The organism is Bartonella sp. MR168JLCBS (genome assembly GCF_042194175.1).
In genome coordinates this window covers 13755-16160 of record NZ_JBHIMP010000019.1, presented here as the reverse complement: position 1 = coordinate 16160, position 2406 = coordinate 13755, and the positions used below count along the sequence as shown (strand labels likewise).

Below are 2406 nucleotides of genomic sequence, written 5' to 3'. Positions count from 1 at the left end.
CGAAGTCCTGTTGCACAAGAGAGCCAAGGGATTAAAGCAGCTGATGGGGTTGGCTCTGTTTTCCGCCCCACGGTGGGGAAAGCCGGCAATGATGTGCCGCTGATTGATATTGTTCGCCCCAATGGACAGGGTCTTTCTCATAACAAATATGACAGTTTCAATGTTGATACCCATGGCGTGATTTTGAACAATTCGACTGAGGAAGTCTCGCGTTCACAGCTTGGGGGATTGGTGCCAGGCAACGGCAATTTGCGTTATAGCGGTGCAGCAAAGGTTATCCTTAATGAAGTGGTGAGTGCCAATCGCTCGCGTCTTGAAGGCGTGAGCGAAGTACACGGGCATATGGCGGATGTTATTATCGCCAACCCCAATGGGATTACCTGTAACGGTTGTGGTTTTATCAATACACCACGGGTGACTTTATCGACCGGACAACCGATTATTGGAGCCGATGGGGCTTTGAGTGGGTTGCGTGTTGAGGGTGGTGATATCACCATAGGCGCTCGTGGGGCTGATGGGAGTTCATTAGATATTTTTGATCTTGTTTCACGCAAGATCAGTGTCGGGGGTCCTATACAGGTCAAGGGGGATTTGGCTGTTATCGCTGGTCACAATCATTTTGATTATCACAAGCGCGAAGCAACTTCTCTTGGCTCTGATGGCAAAGAGCCAGAATTGGCGATTGATTCCAGTGAGTTTGGTGGAATGTATGCGGGGCAGATCCGCGTGATTGCCAATGATAAAGGTGCCGGCGTTAAGATGCGAGGAGACATGGTTGCCAATGCAGGCGCCATGAGATTGACAAGTGATGGCAAGCTGGTGATTGCCAAAGCACGCGCCAAAGGAGCGGTAAAAGCGCGTTCTCACCACGATAGTGTGCATGTAAAAGATTTGCTTTTTTCAGAAGAAGCGGTTGAACTGAAGGCTTTGAAGCATGTTGAACTGGCTGAGCAAGCTCGCGTTGCGGCAAGCGGTGCTGTTGATGTGCACGCCGATGTGATCAAACTCCAGTCTCATGCTCTTCTAGCAAGCGGTATTGGGAGTGATGGTCAACAGTCAGCGACGGGTTCTTTGTACTTACAGGCAGCAAAGCTTGAGGCGGGGAATGGGCGGATAGCAGCCGGTGATCTTTTAGAGATCCAAGCAGCAACAATTGATCTAAGTCGTATGCAAGATAATGATCAAACAGGGGTTTCTTCCCTTGGCGATCTGACCATTGAAACCAATCAAATCACCGCTTTAAACAACCATATTGGTGCCAAGGGGAATATTGTCTTGAGCGCCGATGATGCGCTCACTGTAGGCGCTGGACATTATAGCGCCGGCGGCTCTCTTTTGGTGGAAGCGGCAGAGCTTACATCACGTGCGCGCTTAGTGGCAGAGCAAAAAATTGACCTTTATGCGCATCACGGTGCCCTGATCCAAGAAGGCACTGTGTTGTCCAATGGGGAGATAACGCTGGATGCCCATGGTGCTCTCAATCACACGGGTGATATTATCAGTATGCAGCAGGTTGCATTGACAGCGGGTGGCATGCTCACAACCTCTCAAGAGAGCACGATTTTAAGTTATGATGTGGTTTTAAGTGCTGATGCTTTAACCCAAGCAGGGACTGTGGAAGCCCAAGAGGGAGCATTAACCCTTCAAGTGCGTGATGGGGTCGCAAATAGTGGCACAATGCGCGGTGAGAGTGTCGATGCTCATATTGGTGCATTTACCAATCAAGGGACGTTTATTGCAACCGATGATTTGCATTTGATGGTAAGTGCACAAGAAGGCGTCGATCCGCAACAAGCCTTTCTGAAGAATACATCCGAAGGTGTCCTTCAAAGTGGTGGTGTTTTTGTTGTGATCGCAGGGCAATTAGACAATGCCGGTGTGCTTGGCTCTAGTGGTGAGAATGTTGCCCTCAATGTGGCAGGGAATGTCAGCAATAGTGGGCTGATTTACGCCAAAAAATCTATGGATCTATTCAGTGATGGTAATCTGACCAACACACAGGGCAGAATTATTGCTGAAGAGGCTCTCAGCATTGGTGGGCTGAAAGAGACACGTGCTGGTCATATAAATAATGAGGCTGGTCTTCTCAGTGCTTTAGCCGGTGAGATGAAGATTGTTGCAACATCTTTTGTCAATAAAAGCGCTGAAACGACAAATTCAGACCAACAAAACGCTACACATGATGAAGGTGCGCATGTTTTAGCGCGGGATGGTTTGCACATTGATGTGGGCAGTTTTGAGAATGTTGATGGTCTCATTTCTACGCAAGGGGCAGTTAATATTGTTGCTGATAGTGTGATCCAAGCAGGGCACATAGAGATTGAGCGTGGTGACCTTCAACTGACCAGCCATGGTGATTTAACCAATAGTGGTACGATAGCAAGCAATGGCGCAATCACTGTGCAT

General features: G+C 48.6%; 1 protein-coding gene. It reads left to right on the top strand.

What is annotated here, in order from left to right; translation table 11 throughout:
• On the top strand, positions 1-2406 hold a 2406-nt coding region (locus ACFIK8_RS08240), incomplete at both ends, for a filamentous hemagglutinin N-terminal domain-containing protein (protein ID WP_375669162.1).